The sequence below is a fragment of the Sphingomonas sp. CCH15-F11 genome, assembly GCF_001557005.1.
GTDB lineage: Bacteria > Pseudomonadota > Alphaproteobacteria > Sphingomonadales > Sphingomonadaceae > Sphingomonas.
Map to the genome: position 1 here is coordinate 1 of NZ_LSKG01000019.1, position 17,821 is coordinate 17,821.

At 69.4% G+C, this 17,821-nt stretch carries 19 protein-coding genes; 9 read left to right on the forward strand and 10 right to left on the reverse strand.

All coding sequences use genetic code 11. From position 1 onward, the window contains the following. The coding region (locus AX709_RS02195; RefSeq protein ID WP_156454113.1) for a serine hydrolase at window positions 1-970 on the forward strand (970 nt) is incomplete at its 5' end. 12 nt (window positions 971-982) lie between these two features. Here AX709_RS02195 and AX709_RS02200 read toward each other — a convergent pair. Beyond that, window positions 983-1,663 carry an HAD family hydrolase gene (locus AX709_RS02200; RefSeq protein ID WP_066546335.1) on the reverse strand — a complete coding sequence of 227 codons (681 nt, stop codon included), beginning with the start codon at window positions 1,661-1,663 and terminating at the stop codon, window positions 983-985. Further along, window positions 1,660-2,343, reverse strand: a complete 684-nt coding sequence (locus AX709_RS02205) for a YggS family pyridoxal phosphate-dependent enzyme (RefSeq protein ID WP_066546338.1) — start codon at window positions 2,341-2,343, stop codon at window positions 1,660-1,662. Before AX709_RS02205 ends, AX709_RS02200 begins: the two co-directional genes overlap by 4 nt. A 22-nt stretch (window positions 2,344-2,365) precedes the next feature. Between AX709_RS02205 and AX709_RS02210 the strand changes: the two genes are divergently transcribed. Then, window positions 2,366-2,929 (forward strand): thiamine phosphate synthase, encoded by a 564-nt coding sequence (locus AX709_RS02210; protein WP_066546341.1) that lies wholly within the window; start codon window positions 2,366-2,368, stop codon window positions 2,927-2,929. Here AX709_RS02210 and AX709_RS02215 read toward each other — a convergent pair. Continuing rightward, the gene (locus AX709_RS02215; protein WP_066477350.1) at window positions 2,902-3,624 is read right to left on the reverse strand and encodes a hypothetical protein; all 723 of its coding nucleotides are present in this window, start codon (window positions 3,622-3,624) and stop codon (window positions 2,902-2,904) included. The two genes, AX709_RS02210 and AX709_RS02215, sit on opposite strands and share 28 nt — an antisense overlap. A gap of 188 nt (window positions 3,625-3,812) precedes the next feature. Between AX709_RS02215 and AX709_RS02220 the strand changes: the two genes are divergently transcribed. From AX709_RS02220 to AX709_RS02245, 6 genes are all read left to right on the forward strand, one after another. Then, on the forward strand, window positions 3,813-4,247 hold the full coding sequence (locus AX709_RS02220; protein WP_066477351.1) for a DUF3576 domain-containing protein: 435 nt from the start codon (window positions 3,813-3,815) through the stop codon (window positions 4,245-4,247). 10 nt (window positions 4,248-4,257) lie between these two features. Beyond that, window positions 4,258-6,795, forward strand: coding sequence for a leucine--tRNA ligase (leuS, locus tag AX709_RS02225; RefSeq protein WP_066546344.1), 2,538 nt, complete (start codon window positions 4,258-4,260; stop codon window positions 6,793-6,795). After that, the gene (gene lptE / locus AX709_RS02230; RefSeq protein WP_066546347.1) at window positions 6,792-7,289 is read left to right on the forward strand and encodes an LPS assembly lipoprotein LptE; all 498 of its coding nucleotides are present in this window, start codon (window positions 6,792-6,794) and stop codon (window positions 7,287-7,289) included. Before leuS ends, lptE begins: the two co-directional genes overlap by 4 nt. Before the next feature lie 10 nt (window positions 7,290-7,299). After that, a complete protein-coding gene (holA, locus tag AX709_RS02235) occupies window positions 7,300-8,310 on the forward strand; it encodes a DNA polymerase III subunit delta (protein ID WP_066546349.1) in 1,011 nt (336 codons plus the stop codon). A gap of 117 nt (window positions 8,311-8,427) precedes the next feature. Further along, a complete protein-coding gene (locus AX709_RS02240; protein ID WP_197417152.1) occupies window positions 8,428-9,453 on the forward strand; it encodes an AI-2E family transporter in 1,026 nt (341 codons plus the stop codon). Further along, window positions 9,446-10,273: a DUF72 domain-containing protein gene (locus AX709_RS02245; RefSeq protein ID WP_066546352.1), complete on the forward strand. Its 828-nt coding sequence runs from the start codon at window positions 9,446-9,448 to the stop codon at window positions 10,271-10,273. The genes AX709_RS02240 and AX709_RS02245 overlap by 8 nt, the downstream gene beginning before the upstream one ends. Here the strand turns inward: AX709_RS02245 and AX709_RS02250 are convergent. The 7 genes from AX709_RS02250 to hemC form a co-directional block, all read right to left on the reverse strand. Then, window positions 10,257-11,642, reverse strand: a complete 1,386-nt coding sequence (locus AX709_RS02250) for an alpha-amylase family glycosyl hydrolase (RefSeq protein WP_066546355.1) — start codon at window positions 11,640-11,642, stop codon at window positions 10,257-10,259. The genes AX709_RS02245 and AX709_RS02250 overlap by 17 nt on opposite strands. A 108-nt stretch (window positions 11,643-11,750) precedes the next feature. After that, complete coding sequence (locus AX709_RS02255; RefSeq protein ID WP_066546357.1) at window positions 11,751-12,878, reverse strand: CaiB/BaiF CoA transferase family protein; 1,128 nt, start codon at window positions 12,876-12,878, stop codon at window positions 11,751-11,753. Beyond that, window positions 12,875-13,396, reverse strand: coding sequence for a GNAT family N-acetyltransferase (locus AX709_RS02260; protein WP_066546360.1), 522 nt, complete (start codon window positions 13,394-13,396; stop codon window positions 12,875-12,877). The genes AX709_RS02255 and AX709_RS02260 overlap by 4 nt, the downstream gene beginning before the upstream one ends. A gap of 135 nt (window positions 13,397-13,531) precedes the next feature. Next, window positions 13,532-14,716 carry an acyl-CoA dehydrogenase gene (locus tag AX709_RS02265; RefSeq protein WP_066546370.1) on the reverse strand — a complete coding sequence of 395 codons (1,185 nt, stop codon included), beginning with the start codon at window positions 14,714-14,716 and terminating at the stop codon, window positions 13,532-13,534. 9 nt (window positions 14,717-14,725) lie between these two features. Then, complete coding sequence (locus AX709_RS02270) at window positions 14,726-15,661, reverse strand: hypothetical protein (RefSeq protein WP_066546363.1); 936 nt, start codon at window positions 15,659-15,661, stop codon at window positions 14,726-14,728. A 32-nt stretch (window positions 15,662-15,693) separates the two neighbouring features. Further along, on the reverse strand, window positions 15,694-16,362 hold the full coding sequence (locus AX709_RS02275; protein WP_066546365.1) for a uroporphyrinogen-III synthase: 669 nt from the start codon (window positions 16,360-16,362) through the stop codon (window positions 15,694-15,696). Further along, window positions 16,359-17,279, reverse strand: coding sequence for a hydroxymethylbilane synthase (gene hemC, locus AX709_RS02280; protein ID WP_066546368.1), 921 nt, complete (start codon window positions 17,277-17,279; stop codon window positions 16,359-16,361). The genes AX709_RS02275 and hemC overlap by 4 nt, the downstream gene beginning before the upstream one ends. 42 nt (window positions 17,280-17,321) lie before the next feature. Between hemC and AX709_RS02285 the strand changes: the two genes are divergently transcribed. Further along, a partial coding sequence (locus tag AX709_RS02285; protein ID WP_443026325.1) for a tRNA (adenosine(37)-N6)-threonylcarbamoyltransferase complex transferase subunit TsaD occupies window positions 17,322-17,821 on the forward strand: 500 nt, incomplete at its 3' end.

Here is a 17,821-nt window from a genome sequence, read left to right on the forward strand (position 1 = left end):
GCCGACGATCGTTCAGGTCGTACGCGGCGAGGCACCGGCAAAGGGGCCGCCGGTGCGCCTGGCGGGCAGGCCGGGCGCCGACTTCGCCTATTCGAACGGCGGCTATCACACCGTCCAGATCGCCATCGAGGACGCGACCGGCATGCCGTTCGCGGCGCTCGCCCGCCGCGATATTCTCGATCCGCTCGGCATGTCGCGCAGCAGCTTCATGCAACCCTCGGCGCTGGCGGCGCGGGCGACCGGGCACCATGAACTTCGCCCGTTCGCGGCGAAGGCGTGGTGGGTCAGCGAGCTTGCGGCGGGCGGGCTATGGACCACGCCGGGGGACCTTGCCCGGTTCCTGATCGCGATGCGCCGCGCCGCCGACGGCGAGGGCGGCGCGATCCTGTCACCCGACGGCGCGCGGGCGATGCTGCGCGCGGGCAAGGAGAATTGGGGCCTGGGCTTCGAGATCGACGGCGCGCGGTTCGGGCATGGCGGCGTGTTCTGGGGGATGATGTCGCGGATGTGGATCGACCGCGCATCGGGCGACGGCATCGTCGTGATGGCCAATGATTTCCAGGGCATGGCGCTGACGGAAGCGATCATCCGATCGGCGGCGGTACGCTATGGCTGGTCGGACCTGGCACCACGCAGCTTTGCCGCCGCGCGCGATGCCGGGACGCTCTATCTGCGTGGATCGATCAACGACTGGGGCACCGCCAGCCCGTTCCTCCCCGCCGGCGATGCGCGCTATGCGGTGACGATCACGGTCACCGCGCCGGGCGAGATCGCCTTCAAGGTCGCGTCCGCCGACTGGAAGACGTTCGTGCTCGGCACCTCGGCGGGCGCGCCGGTGCTGGGCAAGCGCCACGCGCTCGATCCCGATGGCGACGACATCCGGCTGGTCCTGCCGGGCGCCGGCCGATACCGCGTCGTGCTGGACGCGCCCGATACGGGTGCGGCGCGGCTGCGAATCGACCCGGCCTGAACCGCGGCCCGATCAGGCCGGGGTCAGGCCGATCAGGTCGCGGACCGCGTCATAATCGGGCGCAATCGCCTCGACGCCCAGCGCGCGCAGGCGATCGGCATGGCCATCGACGCAGTGGCGCCCGGCGGTCACCCCGATCACCGTCGCCCCGGTGCGCAGCGCGCCGGTGACGCCGACCGGTGAATCCTCGAGAATGACGGTGCGCGCGATGTCGACCCCGATCGCCCGGGCGGCGAGCAGATAGAGGTCGGGTTCGGGCTTGCCGCGACCGGCGGGCACATCCTCCTTGCCGCTGAAGATGCGCCCGTCGAACCGGTGGAGCAGGCCGATATGGTGGAGGTGCCGGCGGATCCATGCATGGCTGGAGGACGACGCGATCGCGACCGGCAGATCGGCCGGCAGCGACCGGATGAAATCGATCGCGCCGTCCACCGCACCGACGCCGTCGCGCATCGCGCGCGCATCCTCGGCGGCGCGTTCGGCAAAGAAATCCTCGGGCAGCGGCCGGCCGATCCAGCTCTCGATCGCGTCGATGAACTGGCGTCCCGACAGGCCCATGAAATGCGTCATCGCATGTTCGGCGCTCGTCGCGTGGCCGATGCGCGACAGATAGTCGGCGATATGGGCGTTGCCCTCATATTCGCTCTCGATGACGACGCCGTCGAAATCGAACAGGATCGCGTCGAACTTCATGCCCGTTCCCCGAACAGCGCGGTGCCGACCCGGACATGCGTCGCCCCCAGCGTGACCGCGGTCGGAAAATCCCCCGACATGCCCATGCTGAGCCCCGCCAGCCCATGGTCCCGCGCCAGTTTGGCGAGCAGCGCGAAATAGGGGGCGGGTTCGACATCGAGCGGCGGCACCGCCATCAACCCGGCGATCGGCAGTCCGGCGGTGCGCGCGTCCGCGAGTAGCGCAGGCAGATCGCCGATCGCGCAGCCGCCCTTCTGCGCTTCATCGCCGATATTGACCTGGACGAAGCAATCGGGTGCGCGGCCGGTCCGTTCGATTGCGCGGGCGAGCGCGGTGACGAGCGACGCGCGGTCGACCGAATGGATCGCGTCGAACAGGCGGACGGCATCCTCGGCCTTGTTCGACTGGAGCTGGCCGACGAGGTGCAGCCGCACATCTGGGGTCTCGGCGCGCAGATCGGGCCATTTCGCGGCGGCCTCCTGAACGCGGTTCTCGCCGAACACACGCTGGCCGGCGGCGATCAGCGGCCGGATCGCGGTCGCGTCCTGCGTTTTTGACACCGCGATCAGCGTCACGTCGGCGGCTTTGCGTCCGGCGAGGCGGGCGGCCGCCGCGATCGCATCGCCGACATCGCGCAGCCGGGCGGCGGGATCGCTCGGGAGAGTTGAATGCTTTGCCATCGCGCGCGCTATAGGTGCGGCGATGCCACGCCGCCACCCCATTCCCCGCACCTGGCTGATGACCGACGAGCGACTGGGCGACGCCCTGTTCGACGCGATCGGGCGGCTGCCGCGCGGCAGCGGCATCGTGTTTCGCCATTATGCGACCCTGCCGGCCGCGCGCCGGGCGCTGTTCGCACGGGTCGTGGCGATGGCGCGGCGGCGCGGACATCTGGTCCTGCGCGCCGGGCCCGATCGGCTGGGAAGCGAAGACGGGGTGCACAATGCCCGGCGTGGCGCCCGGCACCGGATCGTGACGCGCGCCGCGCATGACCGGCGCGAAGCGATCGCGGCGATCCGGTCGGGGGCGGATGCACTGTTCGTCTCGGCCATATTCGCGACGCGGTCCCACCCCGGCGCGCGGGCGCTGGGACGCGCGAGGTTCGGGCTGGTCGTGCGCGGGCTGAAGATTCCCGTCATCGCGATGGGCGGCGTCGACGCGGTGCGCGCAGTCACACTCGCGCGCTTTGGCATTCATGGCTGGGCGGCGATCGACGCATGGGCCGCGCCGCGCCGGGATCAGAAGCGGAAGGCGGTTCCGATATAGACGGCCTGGCTGTCGCGACGCTCGTCGGGCAGGCGGGTCAACCGGTCGCGATCGGTGCGATAGCGCACGCCCGCAGTCACATCGAGATTGCGGGTGACGCGATAGGCGCCGCCCACGTCGACCGAATAGCTCGGCAGGTCGCTGATCAGCTTGGGCTGGTTCTCGATCGGACGCGAGGCGGCGGCGCGCACGCCCCCGCTGACACGCTTGCCCGAATAGCTGACGCCCAGATCGACCCGCTCCTGGCTGCCCGGCAGGCCGGCCAGATCGACCTTGGCCAGGTCGCCCGAAACCGCAAAACGCTTCCACCCGACCGAAACGCCGAGATTATAGGCGATCGGCGTGAGGGCGAGGCCGGTGGCGGTCGCCTCGCCCGGCGCGCGCTCGGCCGCGGTGGTGACGGCACGGGTGCCGCGCGCTCGCACCGCGACGGTAATCGGGCGCTTCTTGTCCACGCCGGCATCGGCCGGGGTGAAACGGAATCCGGAATTGGGCAGCCCGCTGCGCGAGATGATCGCGGCGAGCTTGGGATCGCCCGCAGCCGGCGTGAAGGATCCGATGCTCGCGACCGGCGCGGCGCTGCGCACCGGCACGACACGCCGCGTCTCGCGCGCCTGCGACATCGACGCGCACAACGCGCCGGTCGCGACGATCGCCGCGATACCGGTGCTGAACAGGAGTCGATTCTTGCGCATCATGCCCTCGGTTGCTGCGCTACCATGCTTTGGCCGGGCGGTGCCACCGCGGAGAATCTTTTTCCCGTCACTGTTGCGCCTTATCCACAATCGATTCCGTACGGCCATCGGGTGCGGGCGCTTGCGGCGACCGTCCCAGCATCTATAGATGCCCGGATTTGATGAATGCTTCTTTCAAGGATGTGCCGATGATCCGCGTATCGCAACTGGCCGTGCTGGCAACGCTGACGCTGGCGCTGGCCGCATGCGGGGGTCGCGACCGGCCCAGGGCCGATCTCGCCGCGTCTCAGGTCACGACGATCGGCGTCAACAGCTATCTGTGGCGCGCCAGCCTCGACACGATCAGCTTCATGCCGCTGCTCCAGACCGATTCGAACGGCGGCGTCATCGTCACCGACTGGTACGTCAATCCCAACACCCCGACCGAGCGGATGAAGGTGACGATCGCCATTCTCGACCGCGACCTGCGCGCCGACGCGCTGCGCGTTGCGGCGCTGCGCCAGATCAACCAGAACGGCCAGTGGGTCGAAGCCCCGGTACAGGCGGCGACGGTGCAGAAGCTGGAAGACATCATCCTGACCCGCGCCCGCGATCTGCGTCGCAACGCGATCGCCGACAACTGAGGAACCCGCAATGGCGTCGCGCTTCAACGCGCTGAAGGCCGACGCCGCGTGGCAACAGGTCTGGGCCGAACGCCGGACCTTCGCCGCCCGCGACGACAGCCCCCGGCCGAAAAGCTACGTGCTCGAGATGTTCCCCTATCCGTCGGGGAAGATCCATATGGGCCATGTCCGCAACTATACGATGGGCGACGTGCTCGCGCGCTTCCGGCGGATGCAGGGCATGGAGGTGCTGCACCCGATGGGCTGGGACGCCTTTGGCATGCCGGCGGAAAATGCCGCGATGGAGAAAGGGGTCCATCCCGGCGCGTGGACCTATGAAAACATCGCGACGATGCGCGCGCAGCTGAAACGGCTGGGCTTCGCGCTCGACTGGACGCGCGAGCTGGCGACCTGCGACCCGGCCTATTACGGGCATGAACAGGCGCTGTTCCTCGACCTCTATGCCGCCGGCCTCGTCTATCGCCGCGAAAGTGCGGTGAACTGGGATCCGGTCGACATGACCGTGCTGGCCAATGAACAGGTGATCGACGGGCGCGGCTGGCGGTCGGGCGCGGTGGTCGAACGGCGCAAGCTGAACCAGTGGTTCCTCAAGATCACCGATTTCGCCGACGAACTGCTCGACGGCCTCGGCACGCTCGACCACTGGCCCGACAAGGTCAAGCTGATGCAGGAAAACTGGATCGGCAAGTCGGTGGGGCTGCAGTTCTCGTTCGCACCCGTCGCGCCGTTCGACCAGCCGATCGAGGTGTATTCGACGCGGCCGGACACGATCTTCGGCGCGAGCTTTGTCGCGATCGCCGCCGATCATCCGATCGCGCAGCGGCTGGCGGCGGACAATGCCGAGGTCGCGGCGTTCGTCGAACGCTGCAAGGCGGGCGGCACCTCGGCGGCCGAGATCGAGACGGCGGAAAAGCTGGGCTTCGACACCGGCCTGCGCGTCGCGCATCCGTTCGATGCGGCGTGGGAGCTGCCCGTCTACATCGCCAATTTCGTGCTGATGGATTATGGCACCGGCGCGGTGATGGGCGTACCCGCACACGACCAGCGCGACCTGGAGTTCGCGCGCAAATATGCGCTGCCGGTGCGCCGCGTTGTCGCCGAGGGCGAGCAGAGCGATCCGGCGTTCGAGGGCGACGAGGCCTATACCGGGCCGGGCCGCATCGTGAACTCGGGCCCGCTCGACGGGTCGAGCGTCGTCGACGCGAAGGCGGCGGTGATCGCGCGCGCCGAGGCCGAGGGATGGGGGCGCGGCACCACCGTGTGGCGGCTGCGCGACTGGGGGGTCAGCCGCCAGCGTTACTGGGGCACGCCGATCCCGATCATCCATTGCGAGACTTGCGGCGCGGTGCCGGTACCGCGCGACCAGCTGCCCGTGGTGCTGCCCGAGGATGTGAGCTTCGACGTGCCGGGCAATCCGCTCGACCGCCACCCGACCTGGCGCCATGTCGACTGTCCGACCTGCGGCAAGCCGGCGCGGCGCGAAACCGACACGCTCGACACCTTCATCAACTCGTCCTGGTACTTCATCCGCTTTGCCAGCCAGCCGGCGGACGAGCCGTTCGACCCGGCAGTGGCGCAGCAATGGCTGCCGGTCGCGCAGTATATCGGCGGGGTCGAGCACGCGATCCTCCACCTGCTCTATGCGCGCTTCTGGACGCGGGCGCTCAAGCGGATCGGGCGCCTTGACGTCAGCGAGCCGTTCGCCGGCCTGTTCACCCAAGGCATGGTGACGCACGAGACCTACAAGTCGCAGGATGACCGCTGGCTGTCGCCCGACGAGGTGCGCGACGGCATCGAGATTGCGACGGGGCAGCCAGTGACGCGCGGCCGCATCGAGAAGATGTCGAAGTCGAAGAAGAACACCGTCGACCCGACCGGCATCGTCGATCAGTACGGCGCGGACGCGGTGCGCTGGTTCATGCTGTCGGACTCGCCGCCCGAGCGCGACCTGGAATGGTCGGAAAGCGGGATCGAGGGCGCGTGGCGGTTCGTCCAGCGGCTGTGGCGGCTGTTTGACTCGGTCGATGTGGCGGCCCCTCCACCGGCTTCGCCGGTCCCCCTCCCCGAGCAAGCTCGGGGAGGATCGCTCGACAAGAAGCTGCACCGCACGATCGCGGGCGTCGCCGAGGATGTCGAGGCGCTGGCCTTCAACAAGGCGGTCGCCAAGCTCTATGAGCTGGTCAATGCGATCGAGAAGGCCGCGCCGTCAGCGTCGCGCACCCATGCGATCCGCACGCTCGCGCGCATCGTCGCGCCGATGACGCCGCATATCGCGGAGGAAGCCTGGGCGGCCTGGGGCAATGACGCGCTGATCGCCGACGCACCGTGGCCGCAGGTCGATGCCGCGCTGCTGGTCGACGACGAGGTGACCGTCGCGGTGCAGGTCAACGGCAAGCTGCGCGACACGCTGATGCTGCCCAAGGGCGCAGCGCGTGAGGCCGCGGAAGCCGCCGCGCTTGCCTCCGACAAGGTGCAGCGCATCCTGGAGGGGGCCGCGCCGCGCAAGGTGATTGTCGTGCCCGACCGGCTGGTCAATATCGTCGCATGATCCGCCTGCTCACCCTGATCGCGATCGCACTGTCGCTGGCGGGCTGCGGGCTGCGGCCGCTTTATTCGGGCGGGTCGACGGGGTCGGTCGGCAGCCTGTTGTCGAGCGTCGAGGTCGCGCCGATCGAGGGGCGCGCGGGCTATCTGGTCGGCAATGCGCTGCGCGACCGGCTGGCGGCGAATGGCGGCGCGCCGCGCTATCGGCTCGATGTCCGGCTGGACGATTCGATCGTCGGCCTGGGCGTGCGCAGCGACGAGAGCATCGCGCGCGAGCGCCGGACGCTGCGCGCGCGCTATCAGCTGGTCGACCTGGCGACCGGGCAGACGCTGGTCGACGACACCGCGGGATCGGACGCGGGCATCGACGTCGTGCGGTCCGAATATGCGGTCATCGCGGCCGAACAGACCGCGCTGGAACGCCTGTCGGTGGTGATCGCCGACCAGATCACCGCGCGCCTCGCGCTGTTCGCGGACCGCACCGCCAAGACGCCGTGACGAGCGGCGCATGAAGATCAAGGAAGGCATCGCCGCGCGCCTCGACCGGCCGGGCGACGATGTCCGGCTGTATCTGTTGCACGGGCCCGACGAAGCCGGCGCGGCCGAGCTCGCCGCGCGGCTGGCCCGCGCGATGGGCGAGGGGGCGGAGCGCGTCGACCTGGACGGCGCGACGCTGCGCGGCCGGCCGGGGCTGCTGGCGGAGGAAGCCGCGTCGATGTCGCTGTTCGGCGAGCGCCGCCATATTCGCGTGACCGGCGTCGGCGACGAATCGCTCGCCGCGGTGGAACAGCTGCTCGCCGCCGACCGCGCCGGCAATCCCGCGGTGATGATCGCGCCCGCGCTCAAGGGCACGTCGAAGCTGCTCAAGCTGGTCGCCGCCGCGCCCAATGCGCTCGCCTACGCCTGTTACGTGCCGGAGGGGCAGGCGGCGACGCGGATCGCGGCGGAAGCCGGACGCGCGCACGGCATCACGCTCAACCAGGATGTCGCGGAGCGGCTGATGCGCGCGTGCAACGGCGACCGGGCGGTCATGGCGCGCGAGCTCGAGAAGCTGGCGCTGTTCCTCGACGCCGCGCCCGATGCGCCGCGGGTCGCATCGGTCGACGACCTGCGCGCGGTGTGCGCATCGGTCGACGAGGCCGAGCCCAGCGCGGCGATTCAGGCGCTGGTCGCCGGCGACAGCCCGGCATTGGCGGGCGAGCTGGTCGCGCTGACGCATGAGGGGGTCAGCATGATCAGCGTGGTGCGCCAGCTCGGCCGACGGCTGCATCGGCTGGCGGAGTTGCGCGCCGAGGTCGATCGGGGCCGGTCGATCCACGAGGTGATCGAGCGCGCGCACCTGTTCTGGAAGGACAAGGAGCCCACCCGCCAGGCGCTCCAGCACTGGAATGCGCCGCGGCTGAGCGAGGCGCTGGCGCGGCTCGGCCGGATCGAGCGCGACCTGAAGGCGTCCGGGACCGCGGGCGAGGTTGCGGGCGCGGCCGAGTTGCTGGGGATGACCCGGCGTCGCCGGCGCTGACCGGCGGCACCGGCGGTCGAGCGCAAGGAACGGGTGGCGGCGCGGACGGTTGTCGCGCATATCGGCGCAAGGCCGAGGCGGGGACCGGAAGGCGAGGGGGGAGCGATGGATCCGACGATGACTTCGCGGGTGGTGCGCACGACGCTGATCGTGCTGCTGCTGACCGGCCTGGCGCTGCTGATGACCCAGATGGTCGCGGTGTGGCTGTTGATCTTTGCCGCCATCCTGATCGCGGTGCTGATCCGCGCGGTCGCCGATCCGATCCATCGTTCGGGCGTCCCGGAAACCCCGGCGGTGCTGATCGCGGTCGCCGGCATCCTGGCGCTGCTCGGCCTGGTCGGATGGATGTTCGGTTCCGTGCTGGGCGAACAGTTCGGCCAGCTGGCGCAACGGCTGCCCGGTGCGGCGACGGACGTGCGCGACTGGTTGGCGCGCCAGCCCTTTGGGAGCGGCATCGCATCCACGACGCCCGACCTGCAGACGGTGGCGGGGCGCGCGCTCACCTTTGCCTTCGGCGCGGTGGGGGCGATCACCAACCTGGTGCTGGTGCTGATCGGCGCGATCTATCTCGCCCTCGACCCAAGCCTGTATGTGCGCGGCGTCGAATTGCTGTTTCCCAGGGCAAACGGGCCGCGCGTGGTCGCGGCGCTCAATGCCAGTGGCAATGCGCTGCGCAAATATCTGCTCGGCCAGCTGTTCACGATGGTGTTCGTGGGTACCCTGGTCGGTATCGGGGTCGCGATCGTCGGCGTGCCGTCGGCCGCGGCGCTGGGCGTGATCGTCGGCCTCGCCAATTTCGTGCCGTTGATCGGGCCGTTCATCGGCGCGGTGCCGGGCATCCTGCTCGCCTTTTCGGTCAGCCCGGAAACCGCCTTGTGGGCGGCGGTCGTCTATTTCATCGCGCAGCAGGTCGAGGGCAATGTGCTGACCCCGATCGTCCAGCGTTACGCGGTGTCGATCCCGCCGGCGGTGCTGATCTTTGCGCTCGCCGGGCTGGGCGGGCTGTTCGGCGTGATCGGCGTGCTGGTGGCGGCACCGCTTGCCGTCGTCCTCTACACGCTCGTCGCGATGCTGTGGTCGCGCGACACGCTGGGGCACGATATCGGCGTGCCCGGCCAGGACAGGCGGGCGGGCGATGACTGAGGCGGCGGCGATCCGCGTCGGCATCGGCGGCTGGACCTATGCGCCGTGGCGCGGGCCGTTCTATCCCGACGGCCTGCCGCAGAAGCGCGAGTTCGAATATGCGACGCGCGCGGTCACCGCGATCGAGATCAACGCGACCTATCACGGCACGCAGAAGCGCGAGAGCTTTGCCAACTGGGCCAGGGGCGCACCCGACGGCTTCGTGTTCGCGGTCAAGGCGTCGCGCTATGCCACCAACCGTCGCGTCCTGGCCGAAGCGGGCGAGTCGATCGAGAAATTCCTTGGATCGGGCGTCGCCGAGCTTGGCGACAAGCTGGGGCCGATCCTGTGGCAGTTCATGGCGACGAAGAAATTCGATGCCGACGACTTCGGCGCGTTCCTCAAGCTGCTGCCCGGCGTGCAGGAGGGCGTGCGGCTTCGCCATGCGGTGCAGGTACGCCATGACAGTTTTCACGTGCCGGCGTTCGTCGCGATGTGCCGCGATGCCGGGGTCGCGATCGTCTATGCCGATTCGGCGGACTATCCCGCCATCGCCGATGTGACCGCCGGTTTCGTCTATGCGCGGCTCGAAAATGCGCGGGCGGAGGAGCCGGCGGGCTATGCGCCGGACGCGCTCGATCGCTGGACCGATGCGGCCCGCACCTGGGCGGAGGGCGGGGTGCCCGAGGGGCTGCCGACCTTCGGCCCGCCCGCGCCCCGATCGCCGCGCGAGACCTTCGTCTTCATGATCAACGGCGCGAAGGAGCGCGCACCCGCCGCGGCGCGCGCGGTGCTGGCGCGACTGGGCTGGGCGGGGGCAGACGCTAGCGGCCGCCCTTGACCAGCACGCGATAGCTCCAGGGCTGAAGCGTCATCGTCGCGTTCGCCGCCAGCGTCACCTTCGCGCCGCCGTCGAAATCGACATAGTCGCCCGCGAACGGACCGTCGGTGAAGCTGACCGTCTGGGGTTCGCCGGAGAAGTTTAGCGCTGCGAACACCTTGTCGCCGTCCTTTTCGCGCGTGAACGAAAACACCCTGGCGGGCTGGCTGTTGACGACGCGGACCATCGCGCCGCCCCAATCGGCGTTCCACAGCGCGCGATTGGCATGTTTCAGCGCGAACAGGCGACGGAACAGCGCGGCGTTGGGATGGTCGCGCCACATGATGGGATCGCGTTCAAAGAATTCGAGCCGCTTTTGGTTGCCCGCTTCCTGACCATTGTAGATCATCGGGATCCCCGCCCCGACCACGGAGAGCACGATTGCGTTAGTCTGCGCGTCGCGCAGGCGCTCGAACGCGGTGCCGTCCCACGAGTTGAAATCGTGGTTCTCGGTCATCATCAGGCGCATGGCGTCATGCGGCCACATCGACGAATTGGCCGAGTAAAAGCCGTAGAGGCCCCCGACATCGCCATGCCCCTCGCCAATCGCCTTCATCGTGTTGGCCCAGCTCCAGCCATAGCTGGCATCGAACGCGCGGGCGTGGAGGGCGGTATCCTCGGCCTCGGCAAGCATGAAGACCGGCTTGATCGCGTCCAGCTCGGCGCGGGCATTTTCCCAGAAATCGACGGGCACCGCACCCGCCACGTCGCAGCGGAAGCCGTCAACGCCCGCCTCGCGCACCCAGAAGGCCATGGCCTCGGTCATGTACTGGCGCAGGCCCGGCTTGGAATAATCGAAGTCGATGATGTCCGACCAGTCGAACCAGGGCGTCGGCATGAAATCGCCCTTCCAGTCGCGGACATACCAGTCGGGATGTTCGCGCACGAGCGCATTGTCCCACGCCGAGTGATTCGCGACCCAGTCGAGGATCACCTTCATTCCCAGCTTGTGCGCGGCGTCCACGAACTGCTTGAAATCGGCCATGTCGCCGAATTCCGGGTTGACCGCGCGATAGTCGCGTACCGCATAGGGCGAGCCGAGCGTGCCCTTGCGGTTCTTTTCGCCGATCGGATGAATCGGCATCAGCCAGATGATGTCCGCCCCCAGCGCCTTGATGCGCGGCAGCTCGCGCGTGGCGGCCGCAAAGGTGCCCTCGCGCGTGAACTGGCGGGTGTTGAGCTGATAGATGGTCGCGTTCTTCGACCATTCGGGGTGCTTGACCTGAACGAAGGGGCGCGGCGTGTAGCGCGCAGGCACGTCCTGCGCGGCGGCGGGGGCAGCGGCGATCAGCGGGGCAAGGGCAAGCATGAGGGCGAGGGTGCGGGTCATCCGGGGCTCCTGGGTCGGCAGCCCGTTGATCGGGCTTGTCTTGTGGCGGATAGGATCATGTTGCGCCTGCCGGGGCCAGCCGCGGGCGCCATGAATACGTATGGGGATTCAGTCTGTTGCGGTGCCGGTGGGTCGGGCGGGACTGGCGCGGTCGGCGACCATCCGCTCGCCATCGATGACGATCGGGCTGGCAACGCCTGGCAGGCCATCTATAGCCACGCGCATCCCGCGCGCGATCACTTGAGGATCGGCAAAGGCCTCGTCGATGCGGTTGATCGGCCCGGCGGGGATGCCCTGCGCATCCAGCGCGTTGGCGAGATCGGCCTTCAGCCAGTGCGCGACCGCCACCTCGATCAGCGGGATCAGCGTGGCGCGATGGGTGACGCGCGCGGGATTGGTCGCAAAGCGCGCATCGTCGGCGAGGTCGAGGCCGAGCACGGCGCATAGCCGCCGGAACTGGCCGTCATTGCCGACCGCGATGATCAGCTCGCCGTCCGCTGCCGCGAACGCCTGATAGGGCACCAGATTGGCATGGCCGTTGCCCATGCGGCCCGGCACCTTCGCCGGATCGGCCATCCAGTTGAGCGCCTGGTTCGCCAGCACCGCGACCTGGGTGTCGAGCAGCGCCATGTCGATGTGCGCGCCCACGCCTTCCACATCGCGCCGGCGCAGCGCGGCCAGGATCGCGACCGCCGAATAGACGCCGGTGAAGATGTCGGCATAGGCGATGCCCGCCTTTTGCGGCGGGCCATCGGGCTCGCCGGTCAGCGACATGAAGCCACCCATTGCCTGAATGATGAAATCATAGCCGGCGCGCGGCGCATAGGGGCCCGTCTGGCCGAAACCGGTAATCGAACAGGTGATGAGGCGCGGATTGACGTCAAGCAGTCGCGCATGGTCGAGGCCGTATTTGGCCAGCCCGCCGACCTTGTAGTTTTCCAGCACGACATCGGCGTCGGCGACGAGCGCCCTGACCTCCGCCTGGCCCTCGGACGTGGTGATGTCGACGAAGCGACTGGCCTTGCCGCGATTGGCCGAGTGGAAATAGGCGGCATCCAGATTGCGGCCGTCGGCATCGTGGAGGAAGGGCGGCCCCCAATGACGGGTGTCGTCGCCCGCGCCCGGTCGCTCGACCTTGATGACCTCCGCGCCGAGATCGGCGAGGAGCTGGCCGCACCACGGGCCGGCGAGGATACGCGCGAGCTCGACGACGCGGATGCCCTCGAGCGGCTTCACGGGCGGACGATTTCGTAGATGACGTGCGGCTTCATCTCGCCCGCCATCAGCCGCATTTCGGTGCCGGGGCGCAGCACGCCGCCGATCTTCTCAATCGCGCGGCGCGAGCGAACATTGGTCTCGCCGACCGTGAACACGACGGTGCGGACGTGCGCGTGGATGTGGCCGAGCATCAGCCGCTTGATCTCGCGATTATAAACGCCGCCCCAATAGGCGCGGGCGAGGTAGGTCCAGCCGATCTCGATCTCGTCCGCCTCGGGCTTCCAGTTGTCGTAGCGGCTCGACCCGATCACCGCCCCGGTGGCGCGATCCAGGATGGTCAAAGCCCCGCCGCTCGCCAGCCCCGCGTCGAAATAGGCGCGGAACACCGGTTCCTGCCAGCGGTCATGCGCAGGGTGGACTTCCCAGACCAAAGGATCGCTGGCCACCGCGAACAGCGCGTCCCAGTCGGCGGCGATGGTCGGGCGCAGCCGGACCAGCTCGCCCGCCAGCACGGGCTGACGATCGGGCGGGGTCATATCAGTCGTTTACCCCGTCACCCCGGACTTGTTCCGGGGTCCACCCCGCCGCGCCCGATTCCGGCCGCTGCCCTGGCGGCACGGTGGATGCCGGGACAAGCCCGGCATGACGAAGGAAAGGAAGTCTGGACCACATCAAAACGCCGCGATGCCGGTGATCGCCCGGCCCAGGATCAGCCCGTGCACGTCGTGCGTGCCCTCATAGGTATTGACGGTTTCAAGGTTGATCGCGTGGCGCATCACATGGAAATCCGCGGAAATGCCGTTGCCGCCATGCATGTCGCGCGCGACGCGGGCGATATCGAGCGCCTTGCCGCAATTGTTGCGCTTGATGATGCTGATCGCATCGGGGCTGAGCGTGCCTTCATCGAACATCCGCCCCGCGCGCAACGCTGCCTGCAGGCCCAGCGCGATTTCAGTCTGCATGTTGGCGAGCTTCAGCTGCACGAGCTGCGTCGCCGCGAGCGGCCGCCCGAACTGGTGGCGGTCAAGCGTATATTGCCGCGCGGCCTCCATGCAGAACTCGGCCGCGCCCATCGTGCCCCAGGCGATGCCGTAGCGTGCGCGGTTGAGGCAGCCGAACGGCCCCTTCAGCCCCTGGACATTGGGCAGCAGCGCGTCCTCGCCCACTTCGACACCGTCCATAACGATTTCGCCGGTGATCGACGCGCGCAGGCTCAACTTGCCCTCGATCTTGGGCGCGGACAGGCCCTTCATGCCGCGCTCGAGCACGAAGCCCTTGATGCCGCCGCCATGCGCGTCGGACTTCGCCCAGACGACGAAAACGTCGGCGATCGGCGAATTGGTGATCCACATCTTCGATCCGGTCAGCCGGTAACCACCGTTCACTTGCTCGGCGCGCGTACGCATCCCGGCGGGATCGGAGCCGGCATCGGGCTCGGTCAGGCCGAAACAGCCGACCAGCTCGCCCGATGCGAGACCGGGCAGATACTTCCGCTTCTGTTCCTCGGTGCCATAGGCGTTGATCGGGTGCATGACGAGCGAGGACTGGACGCTCATCGCGCTGCGATAGCCGCTGTCGATCGCCTCGACTTCGCGCGCGACCAGGCCATAGGCGACATAGCCCAGCCCCGCGCCGCCATATTCCGGGCTGATCGTCGGACCCAGCAGGCCCAATGCGCCCATTTCGCGCATGATGGCCCGGTCGAACGATTCGTCCAGGAACGCGCGGGTGACGCGCGGCAGCAACTGTTCGCGCGCATAGGCCCGTGCCGCGTCGCGGACCATCCGCTCCTCGTCGGTCAGTTGCGCGTCGAGCGCGAACGGATCCTGCCAGTCGAACCGGCCCATCTCAGCCATCATCTGTCCTCATTGCGTGTCGGTCGAACCCTGTCCCGCTGCCGGCGCGGGGCTGGCACCGGGCGATGGCGCGACGCTGGGCAGCGTCACGACGGGCGGGAGTACGGGCAGCGGCGTCGCGGTGGCGCGACCCTGGATCGCGGCGGATTCGATCGCGTTCAGCGCGCGCCGCGCATTGATGTAGCGCTTTGCTGCGGAAATCCAGCTTTCCGCGCTGGCGGCACCCGGCATCCGCGTGATCTCCGCCAGCGCGCCCTCGACCTGCCCGGCATCGAGGAGGCGGCGGGCGCGCACCAGCCGGTCGGCGGGCAGCGGGCTCTGCGTCGTTTCCTGGCGCAGCACGACGAGTGACGACAGTTCGCGGCGCAGGCCGTCCCACCATCCGGTCTCCGGACCCGCGGTCAACAGTTTCGGCGCGATGGTGTCGAGCGCGAGCCGCAATTCCTCAAGCGTCACCGGCGCGCGCGAGGCGCGGATGATGATCGCGATCGCGGTCGGTTCGCTCGGTTCGAACCGCTGGCGCAGCTCGCCCTCGACATAGCCGAGCGGCAGCCCGCGATCGAGCGCACGGCGCGCGGCAAAGGCGAGCAGCAGCCCCTCGGCACGCCCGGCAAAGGTCGAGGCGAGCCGCGAGTCGCTGTCGATCGCGGCGAGCCGCCCTTCAAGCTCGCGGATGCGCGCCGAGAGCGCCGATTCGCGCGCATCGAGCGTCGCCAGGGTTTCCGGTGTGGCGGGCGCCTGCCCCGCGGGGTCCGCGCCGATCACCGGCTGGGGCGCGGCATCGGGCATGACCCACGCGTCGCCCCAGGTGCGATAGGCGAGCGCCATTGCGACCAGCCCGAGCACGAAGGCGGCCAGCGCGACCGTCCAGACCATCGGCCAGCGACTCCGGCGCGGACTTTGCGCCGGTGCCCCGGCGTCGAACGTCACTTCGGTCTGGTCCATGCGCGCCCTTATCCCGGTCAATGCGCGGCGGGTCAATCGGCGAGCGCGCGAGCGGCAGCGATCACGTCCGCGTCGGCCGGCCGGGCGGCGATCGCGACCGCGCACCATCCGCTGCCCGCCGCGGCGGCCGCACTCGCGCTGATCGCCGCGATGGCCGTTCCGGCACGGGCCGGCGGCGGCATCAGTTCGGCGAGGCGCGCGCCCGCCCGCACCGAATGGACGAGCGCGACCGCGCCGTTCAGCGCGGCCAGCCGGCCGGGAGCCACCGTCAGCGCGTCGCTCGCATAGACGATACGGGTCGCGGTGACGATTTCGCCCGGCAACGGCCGATGATCGCGCCCGGCCAGGTGCAGCGCGCGACATATCCCGGCGGCGGCAGCGAGGCGCGCGAGGTCCTGCGCATCGGTCGCACCGGTCGCGGCGACGCGCAGCCCGGCGGATCGTGCGGCCGCCGCCGTCCGCGCCCCGACGACATAGGCGGGCAGGGCGGCCAGCCCCGCCAGCCCCGAGCCGGCATGGCGCACCGCATTGGCGCTGGTCAGGATCAGCGCGTCATGATCGGCGGCATCCGGCGGCTGCCAGTCGATCGGCCGGACCGCGAACAGTGGCAGCCGGATCGCCACCCGGCCCGCCGCCTCGATCGCCGCCGCGGTGCGGCCATTGCCCGGATCGGGCCGCAGCACCGCGATCGGACGGCTCATCCGCCGCTGAACAGCCGGGTGATCGATGCCGGCGCGCGCGCCAGCAGCTCGGCGGCGAGGGCGCGCGGCATCATGGCGTCATCGCTGGCGGCTTCCGCCTCACCTGCGACGTGGTCGCTGCCGTCCTCCGCGAATAGTTCGGCGCGCAGCCGCATCCGGCCATCCGCGATCCGCGCGAGTGCTGCGACCGGCGAGTGACAGTCCGCCCCCAATGCCGCGAGCAGCCCGCGTTCGGCCATGACGCACGCATAGGTGTCCGCGTGGCTGATCGCCCCGATCATCGCGCGCATCCGCGCATCGTCCGCGCGGCACTCGATACCGACCGCGCCCTGCGACGGGGCCGGCAGCATCACGTCGATCGGGATCGCATGGCCGATATCGGCATGGCCCAGCCGTTCGAGCCCGGCGGCGGCGAGCAGCGTGGCGTCCGCCTCGCCCGCGTCCAGCTTGGCGATGCGGGTGGCGACATTGCCGCGGAACAGGACGATGCGCGCATCGGGGCGGAGCCGGCGGACCTGCGCCGCGCGGCGCGGCGAGCTGGTGCCGACGACGGGGTCCGGCTTCAGCTCGGCCACGGACGGCGCGCCGAGGATGCGGTCGCGGACATCGGCGCGGGGCAGCATCGCCGCGATCGCGATCTCGGTCGGGCGGATCGTCTCGACATCCTTCATCGAATGGACCGAGGCGTCGATCTCGCCATCCATCAGCGCGCGGTCCAGCTCCTTGGTCCACAGCGCCTTGCCGCCGATCTCGGCAAGCGCGCGGTCCTGCACCTGGTCGCCGGTGGTCTTGATCACGACGATTTCGACGTCGTTTTCGTCGAGGCCATGCGCGGCGATCAGCGCCGCGCGCGTCATATGGGCCTGGGTGAGTGCGAGCGGCGAGCCCCGGGTGCCGAGGCGGATCGGATTTGGCATGGTGGCTTGTGCTAGCGCGGGCATGGGCTAGAGGACAAGGCCATGGCCCTGATCCTCGGTCTTGAATCGAGTTGTGACGAAACCGCAGCCGCGCTGGTCACTTCCACCCGCGACATCCTGGCGCACAAGCTGGCGGGGCAGGAAGCTGCGCACCGGCCGTTCGGCGGCGTGGTGCCCGAGATCGCCGCGCGCGCGCATGTCGAGATGCTGGCGCCACTCGTCGAGGCCGCGCTGGCCGAGGCGGAGGTCGATCTGAGCGAGGTTGACGCGATCGCGGCGACCGCCGGGCCGGGGCTGATCGGCGGGGTCATGGTCGGGCTGGTCACCGCCAAGGCGCTGGCGCTGGCGTCGGGCAAGCCGCTGATCGCGGTCAACCATCTGGAGGGGCACGCGCTGTCGCCGCGGCTGGCCGATCCGGACCTTGCCTTTCCCTATTTGCTGCTGCTGGTATCCGGTGGTCACTGCCAGCTGTTGTTCGTGCGCGGCGTGGGCAACTATGCGCGGCTGGCCACCACGATCGACGCTGTCTCTTATACACATCT